Origin of the sequence: Tahibacter sp., assembly GCF_035481375.1 — a bacterium.
Taxonomy (GTDB): domain Bacteria; phylum Pseudomonadota; class Gammaproteobacteria; order Xanthomonadales; family Rhodanobacteraceae; genus Tahibacter.
In genome coordinates this window covers 1-7,182 of the sequence record NZ_DATIGT010000159.1, presented here as the reverse complement: position 1 = coordinate 7,182, position 7,182 = coordinate 1, and the positions used below count along the sequence as shown (strand labels likewise).

Sequence of the window (7,182 nt, the reverse complement as noted above, 5' to 3'; positions counted from 1 at the left end):
CCGCCGCCGCAACGAGACCGCCGCGCGGCTCGCCGTCGACATTTCCGCGCTGATGGGCGAACTCGGCATGAGCGGCGGCCGCTTCGAAGTCGCGCTGGAGCCCGCCGCGAAGTCCGACCCCGATCCGCTCGGCGCCGAACGCTGCGAATTCCTCGTCAGCGCCAATCCCGGCCAACCGCCGCGCGCGCTGCGCAAGGTCGCCTCCGGCGGCGAACTCTCGCGCATCAGCCTCGCGATCGAAGTCGCCGCGCTCGGTCTCGACGACGTCGGCACCATGGTGTTCGACGAAGTCGATTCGGGCATCGGCGGCGCGGTCGCCGAAGTCGTCGGACAGAAGCTGCGCCGGCTCGGCAGCGCGCGCCAGGCGCTCTGCGTGACCCACCTCCCCCAGGTCGCTGCGCAGGGTCATCGCCACTTCCGCGTGAGCAAGGTCAGCGTCGACGGCCAGACCTTCACGCGCATCGATGCGCTCGACGACAAGTCCCGCCGCGAAGAGATCGCGCGCATGCTCGGCGGCATCGAGATCACGAAGGAATCGCTCGCGCACGCCAAGCAGATGCTGGAGCGCGCGGCACGCGAATAGCGCCGCGTTTCAGCGCATCGTTTCTGTCGAAAAGTCGGCGTGCGCCTCGAACGTGGCGCTGTCGTCGACGTCGCGATTGATGAACAGCGGGCAGCGTACGCACATCCCGGGCTCGTTGCCCGCCACCATGTCGCGCCGGAGCGCCGCGAGCCGGCGGTCGTTCCAGATCGCTTCGAACGGCCTGCCGTCCATGCGCCCGAACGGCTTGTCCGTGTGGCAGTCCGAATACGGAAACACGTTCGAGCGCGCGTCGATGTACAGCGAATCGAACGGTTTGCGGCAACGCACGTGACAGGCGCCTGTCCCGGCCGCGACCTGCAGACGGACCGTGCGCCTGCCGAGCATGAGCCGGTTGCCGTTGCGCTCGCGCGCGATCACGCAGATCTGCACGGTCCCGTCGGCCGTCTGCGCCGGCAGATCGCGGCGCCGCAGCGTGAACGCCCATCCGGCCCGGTGCACGTGCGGTTCGTCCGGATAGGCGCCGACCACGTCGCCACGCGTCGCGTTGTGGAAACGCGCGCGGCCGAGCGGCACGAGCCCGTCGGCGTCGATCGCTGCGGGCGGATCGCCGGGTACGGGTTCGCGGCCGATGCAGACGTCGGCGATGCCCTCGCGCGCAAGCGCCCAGCCCGAAATCTCCACGCTCGGCGAATAGAAATTCACGTCGCCGTCCGGCGTATCGAACGCGCCGAGAATCGGATGCGGCGGTGCGGCCGCCGCCGGCGCTGCCGGAGCGCCGCGCAGCCGCCGCCACAACGCGGCGACTCTGCCGCGGGCCGGCTGCGGCACCGGCGCGGCGGCCGGCGCCTCGCCGACGCATTGCGAATGCGCGGGAAACCCGTCGACGTCGAAATAGTCGCAGGCGTTCGTCACCGTCACGCCGAGCGCCTGCGCGCGCTGCAGCGCACCGCGGATGCAGCGGTTCGCGTGCAGCTTGTCGTGCCGGGCCAGCGATTCGGCTTCCATGTCGAGCCCTTCGAACACGATCAAGTGACGGAACGCGACTGCGTCGACGCCGAGCCGCGCCGCGAGTTCGACGATCTCGACGAGTTCGTCGACATTGCTGCGCATCAGCGCCACGTTGAACTGCACGCGCGGCAGCCCGTCGCCGCGCGCGCGTCGCCGGGCCAGCAGTTTTTCGACATTGCCGATCGCGCGTTCGAGGCTGCCGCCGCGCAGGATGTGCGCGTACGTCTCTGCGCGCGCGGCGTGAACCGACACGCAGACTTCGGTGACGCCGGCCTCGACGATGCGCTCCACGAGCGTATCGCTCAGCAGATTGCCGTTCGTCAGGAAACTGATTTCGGGGAACCGATGGCTGCCCGCGATGCGCAGGATCTCGCCGAAATGCGGCGAGGCCGTCGGCTCGTAGGCCGCCGAGAGGACGAGCCGGCGCGTGAACGGCCGGATCGTCGCGGCAATGTCCGCGAAGGTCTCGGGCGCCATCAGCTGCGAGCGCTGATAGAACACCTCGTCGAAGCTGAAGTGGCACATGATGCAGCGCAGATTGCACTTGTTGACGATGTCGACCAGCACCGTCAGCGACTCCGGCCGCAGCTGCGACATTTCCGCGGCCTTGCGCATCACGTCGTCGTCGAACGACGCGAGCTTGGACAGCCAGCCCGATGTTTCGGCGAGGCCGCGCCCCGGATGCGGCCCGATTTCGCGCGGCGCCATGCGCAGCCCCCGCGCGGCCCGCCGCACGCTCGCGTCGAGCGGTTCGGGTAGCTGTTCGTCGGCGTCGGGAGAACCGTGCATGGCGTCGCTCCGTATCAATGCTCTGCCACAACTACCACGCCAGACGCTAACAGTTCATTGCGTCGACGCTAAGGAATTGCCTTGACGGCGCCGCATCGTCGAGAGCGGTCGATTGGCGCACGGGATCACGGCCTGTTAACATCCGCGCCGCTTCAGGTGGCGACTGGCGTATTCGGACGTCCAGACGCTTAAACGGGAAGCCGGTGAACAACCCGGCACTGCCCCCGCAACGGTAAACGAGCACAGCGCGGCAACAGGCCACTGGAACGATCCGGGAAGGCGCCGCGTCGGAGATCCTCCGCTCGTGAGTCCGGAGACCGGCCTTGAGCGGTCCGCTCGCGCTGCGAGCAGGGCCTGGTGGTGCTGCGGAGGGCGGCGCCGCGGCGATCAGCCCCCGGCCTGTCTCCGCTGTCCTCCTTCCGCGAACCGATGTTCTCGCTGTTGCACCGCGCGGGTGAGCGCGGAGGAAGACTCATGCACCGTACGACGCTTTACGCGGCTATTGCCGCGCTCCTGACCCTGCCTGCCGCCCTGCGCGCGGAACCCGCGCCGCATACCCCGGAGCTCGACGACGTCATCGTCACCGCGACGCGCACGGCGGTCACGGTCGACGACAACCTCGCGCCGGTCAACGTGATCACGCGCGAAGACATCGAGCGCCTGCAGGCACGCTCGCTGATCGACCTGCTGCGCGGCCTGCCCGGCGTGTCCGTGTCCAACAACGGCGGCCCGGGCAAGCAGACCTCGCTGTTCCTGCGCGGCACCGAGTCGGACCACCTGCTCGTCCTCGTCGACGGCGTCCGCGTCGGTTCCGCCACGGCCGGCAGCGTCGCGTTCCAGGATTTTCCGGTCGACCAGATCGAGCGCATCGAAGTCGTGCGCGGTCCGCGGTCGAGCCTCTACGGCTCCGAGGCGATCGGCGGCGTGATCCAGATCTTCACGCGTCGCGGCGCCGGACAGGGTCTCAATTCCAGCTTCAGCGCGACGCTCGGCAGCTACAACACGCGCGAAGCGACCGCGGGCGTCGGCGTCAACGGCGAGCGCGGCTGGTTCAATGCGAACCTCGCTCATGCCGACACCGACGGCTTCAACTCCTGCCGCGGCCAGGTCACGCCGGGGGCCGGCTGTTTCGCCGACCAGCCCGACGACGATCCGTACCGCAATTCGTCGGTGACGCTCAACGGCGGCTGGCGCTTCGGCGAAGCCGGCGACCTGCAGGCGCATGCGCTGCGCGCCGAAGGCCGCAGCACCTATGACGGCAGCTTCGTCAACGAATCGGTGTACCGCGAACAGGTCGTCGGCACGAAGCTGCGCCTGCAGGCGCACGAGCGTCTCGTGGTCACCGCGAGCGCGGGCCAGAGCCAGGACTACTCCGACAACTTCGGCAACGGCACCTTCGTGAGCAAGTTCGACACGCAGCGCGACAACTATTCGCTGCAGGGCGACATCGGCATCGCCGAGCATCAATTGCTCAGCATCGGCGCCGACTATGTCGACGACCAGGTCGACAGCACGACCGTCTACGACGAAGACTCGCGCACCGTGACCGGCGTGTTCGCGCAGTATCAGGGCAGCGCCGGCGCGCACGATTTCCAGGCCAGCGTACGCAACGACGACAACGAACAGTTCGGCGCGCACACGACCGGCGGCGTCGCCTGGGGCTATGCCTTCGGCGACGGCCTGCGCCTCGTCGCGAACTACGGCACCGCGTTCAAGGCACCGACGTTCAACGAGCTCTACTTCCCGGGCTTCGGCAACGCGAACCTCAAGCCCGAGGAATCGCGCAGCGTCGAGGTCGGCCTGCGCGGCGCGGCCGGCGGCAGCCGCTGGGAACTGCATGCGTTCCAGACGCGTGTGGATGAACTCATCGCCTACGACGCGGCGCTGTTCGCGCCGAACAACATCGACGAGGCGCGCATCCGCGGCCTCGAGGCCAGCTGGGCCGTCGACTTCGCCGGCTGGACGCTCGACAGCAGCGTGACCCTGCTCGATCCGAAGAACGCTTCGGGCGGCGCGAACGACGGCAACATCCTGCCGCGCCGCGCGCGCCAGTCCGCGCGCGTCGATATCGACCGCCGCTTGGGCGCGTTCGCATTCGGCGCCACGCTCAATGCGCAGGGCGAGCGCTACGACGATCTCGGCAACCGCCGCCGCCTCGGCGGCTACGGCACGCTCGATCTTCGTGCCGAATACACGATCACGCCGGAGTGGCTGGTCCAGGCGCGTGCCGTCAACGTCGCCGACCACGACTACGAAACCGCGGCGTTCTACAATCAGCCGGGTCGCAGCTATTACGTCACCTTGCGCTATCGTCCGGTTCGCTGAGACCGGCATCATGGCGACAGCCGTCCGGCTGTCGCCGCTGCGCATCCATTTCGCCGCCAGGAGTTAGTCCATGAAGTTCCTGCCCACCGCCAAGCAATCGCTGATCCTGCTCGCCCTGATGCTGCTGATGCTGGCCACGCGCTACCACCATTTCGGCACGGTGCTGCACCTGCCTGACGCCTCGATGGCGATCTTCTTCGTCGCCGGCTTCTATCTCGCCGGCACGGTCGCCCTGCCGCTGCTGATGCTCGAGGCCGGACTCATCGACTACATCGCGATCACGATGGCCGGCGTCAGCGACTTCTGCGTCACGCCGGCCTATTCGATGCTCATCGTCGCCTATGGCGTGCTCTGGTACGGCGGCGCGTTCTACGCGAAAAAGTTCTACAAGCCCCAGCTTTCGAGCGCACTGCCGGCCGGCCTGATCGCGCTGGCCAGCTGCCTCGCCTCCTTCCTCGTTTCCAACGGCTCGTTCTACTGGATGGGCGGCCGCTACGCCGAACCGCATTTCGCCGAGTTCGTGCAGCGCTTCATGCAGTACATGCCGAGCTTCGTCAGCGTGTCGATGGCCTACATCGCGGTCTTCGCGGTGGTCCACGCGATCGGCGTGATCGCGCTCGGCGACCGGCACGCCGGCGCCAGCAAGGCCTGACATGAACACCGACGACACCGACGCGCTGGCGCAGCGCCATCGCGAACGCATGCAGCGCAAAAAGGCGGTCGTCGACGCGGGCATCGCGCGCGCGACGATCGAGCGCGGCGTCGTCGTCGTCACGACCGGCAACGGCAAGGGCAAGAGCTCATCCGGCTTCGGCATGGTCGCCCGCGCGCTGGGCCACGGCCTGCGCGTGGGCGTCGTGCAGTTCATCAAGGGCAGCTTCGCGACCGGCGAGGAAGCGTTCTTCCGCCGCTTTCCCGACGAAGTCAGCTATCACGTCATGGGCGAAGGCTTCACCTGGGAAACGCAGGACCGCGAGCGCGACGTGCGCGCCGCGGGTGCGGCCTGGGACAAGGCTGCGGCGATGCTCGCCGACCCCGACGTCGATCTCGTGCTGCTCGACGAACTGAACATCGCGCTGAAGTATCAGTATGTCGACGTGGACGCCGTCGTCGCCGCGCTCGCCGCGCGCCCGCCGCTGCAGCACGTCGTGATCACCGGCCGCGCCGCGCCGGCCGCGCTGATCGAGGTCGCCGACACGGTGACCGAAATGAACGTCGTCAAGCACGCCTATCAGGCCGGCATCAAGGCGCAGAAAGGCATCGAGCTCTAACGATCCCGTCCACGTTTCCTGCCGAGTCGCCGAGCCTACGACCGTGTGGTCTTCCATTGCCTGCGCGCTGCTGCTCGACCATATGTTCGGCGAACCGCGCCGCGCGCATCCGCTCGTCGCGTTCGGCCGCTATGCGCGCCAGATCGAGGAACGCGGGTACGCCGATCGATTCGATCGCTCGCCGCTCGTCGTCGCCGCGGCGGTGCTGCCGCCGGCGATCGTCGTGTTCCTGCTCGGCCGCATCGATCTTCTGAACGAACTCGTCGGCGTGATCGCGCTGTATCTCGCCGTCGGCCTGCGCAGTCTGCGCGAGCATGCCGAACCGGTCGCGCAGCGGCTCGACGAACAGGACATCGACGCGGCGCGCAGCGCCGTCTCGCGCATGGTCAGCCGCGACACGGCGGAACTCGATCCGAACCAGGTCGCCGCCGCGGCGACCGAATCGGTGCTGGAGAACGGCAACGACGCCGTATTCAGCGCGCTGTTCTGGTTCGCGGTCGGCGGCGCGACCGGCGTGGTCGTCTACCGGCTCGTCAACACGCTGGATGCGATGTGGGGCTACCGCACGCCGCGCTATCGCCGTTTCGGCTGGTTCGCCGCGCGGCTCGACGACGCGATGAATCTGGTCCCGGCGCGGCTCACGGCGCTGAGCTATGCGCTGGCCGGCCATTGCCTGCGCGCGATCGCCTGCTGGCGTGCGCAGGCGCCGGCCTGGGACAGTCCGAACGCGGGCCCGGTCATGGCCGCCGGTGCCGGCGCGCTCGGCGTGAAGCTCGGCGGCGCCGCGCCGTATGACGGGCAGTGGCACGAGCGGCCTGCGCTCGGCTGGGGCGATGCGCCCGACGCCGAATCGATCCGCGGTGCGCTGCGCCTTGTCTATCGCGCGGTCGTCATCTGGCTGGTCGCTCTGTGGTTCATCGAGCTCATCGAGGTGATCTGAGTGCACGCACGATTCCACGCCGTACCGCCGCACGCCCCTGGCGTCGCGGAGAGTCCTCATGCTTGACCACGGCGGACGCCTGCAGCGCGCCGCGGCCGGCTACGGCATTCCGATCGCGCAATGGCTCGATGTGTCCACCGGCATCAACCCGCTGGGCTGGCCGGTGCCGGCGATTCCGCGCGAGGCGTGGACGCGACTGCCCGAGGACGACGACGGCCTCGACACCGCGGCCTGCGCGTACTACGGCTGCGCGTCGCTGCTGCCGACGGCGGGCACGCAGGCGGCGATACAGACGCTGCCGCTGC

Annotated in this window: 5 protein-coding genes, 2 pseudogenes and 1 riboswitch; of the genes and pseudogenes, 6 read left to right on the top strand and 1 reads right to left on the bottom strand. The window is 68.8% G+C overall.

The window, feature by feature from the left end; all coding sequences use genetic code 11:
* Positions 1–583, top strand: a pseudogene (locus VLF18_RS10805) (DNA repair protein RecN); the annotation flags it as partial.
* A gap of 9 nt (positions 584–592) precedes the next feature.
* Here the strand turns inward: VLF18_RS10805 and VLF18_RS10800 are convergent.
* The gene (locus VLF18_RS10800) at positions 593–2,341 is read right to left on the bottom strand and encodes a radical SAM/SPASM domain-containing protein (RefSeq protein ID WP_325279632.1); all 1,749 of its coding nucleotides are present in this window, start codon (positions 2,339–2,341) and stop codon (positions 593–595) included.
* Between the two features lie 137 nt (positions 2,342–2,478).
* A riboswitch (cobalamin riboswitch) is annotated at positions 2,479–2,681 on the top strand.
* Between the two features lie 134 nt (positions 2,682–2,815).
* Here VLF18_RS10800 and btuB point away from each other — a divergent pair.
* From btuB to VLF18_RS10775, 5 genes and pseudogenes are all read left to right on the top strand, one after another.
* Positions 2,816–4,666, top strand: coding sequence for a TonB-dependent vitamin B12 receptor (gene btuB / locus VLF18_RS10795; RefSeq protein ID WP_325279631.1), 1,851 nt, complete (start codon positions 2,816–2,818; stop codon positions 4,664–4,666).
* A 70-nt stretch (positions 4,667–4,736) separates the two neighbouring features.
* Positions 4,737–5,318 (top strand): hypothetical protein, encoded by a 582-nt coding sequence (locus VLF18_RS10790; RefSeq protein ID WP_325279630.1) that lies wholly within the window; start codon positions 4,737–4,739, stop codon positions 5,316–5,318.
* Position 5,319: 1 nt separating this feature from the next.
* Positions 5,320–5,937, top strand: a complete 618-nt coding sequence (gene cobO / locus VLF18_RS10785; protein WP_325279629.1) for a cob(I)yrinic acid a,c-diamide adenosyltransferase — start codon at positions 5,320–5,322, stop codon at positions 5,935–5,937.
* A 43-nt stretch (positions 5,938–5,980) separates the two neighbouring features.
* Positions 5,981–6,877, top strand: coding sequence for an adenosylcobinamide-phosphate synthase CbiB (gene cbiB, locus VLF18_RS10780; RefSeq protein WP_325279628.1), 897 nt, complete (start codon positions 5,981–5,983; stop codon positions 6,875–6,877).
* A 58-nt stretch (positions 6,878–6,935) separates the two neighbouring features.
* Positions 6,936–7,182 (top strand): annotated as a pseudogene (locus tag VLF18_RS10775) (threonine-phosphate decarboxylase); the annotation flags it as partial.

Excerpts from the sequence above, each read along its gene's own strand:
- VLF18_RS10800 (WP_325279632.1), bottom strand. The coding sequence starts at position 2,341 with ATGCACGGTTCTCCCGACGCCGACGAACAGCTACCCGAACCGCTCGAC.
- btuB (WP_325279631.1), top strand. The coding sequence starts at position 2,816 with ATGCACCGTACGACGCTTTACGCGGCTATTGCCGCGCTCCTGACCCTG.
- VLF18_RS10790 (WP_325279630.1), top strand. The coding sequence starts at position 4,737 with ATGAAGTTCCTGCCCACCGCCAAGCAATCGCTGATCCTGCTCGCCCTG.
- cobO (WP_325279629.1), top strand. The coding sequence starts at position 5,320 with ATGAACACCGACGACACCGACGCGCTGGCGCAGCGCCATCGCGAACGC.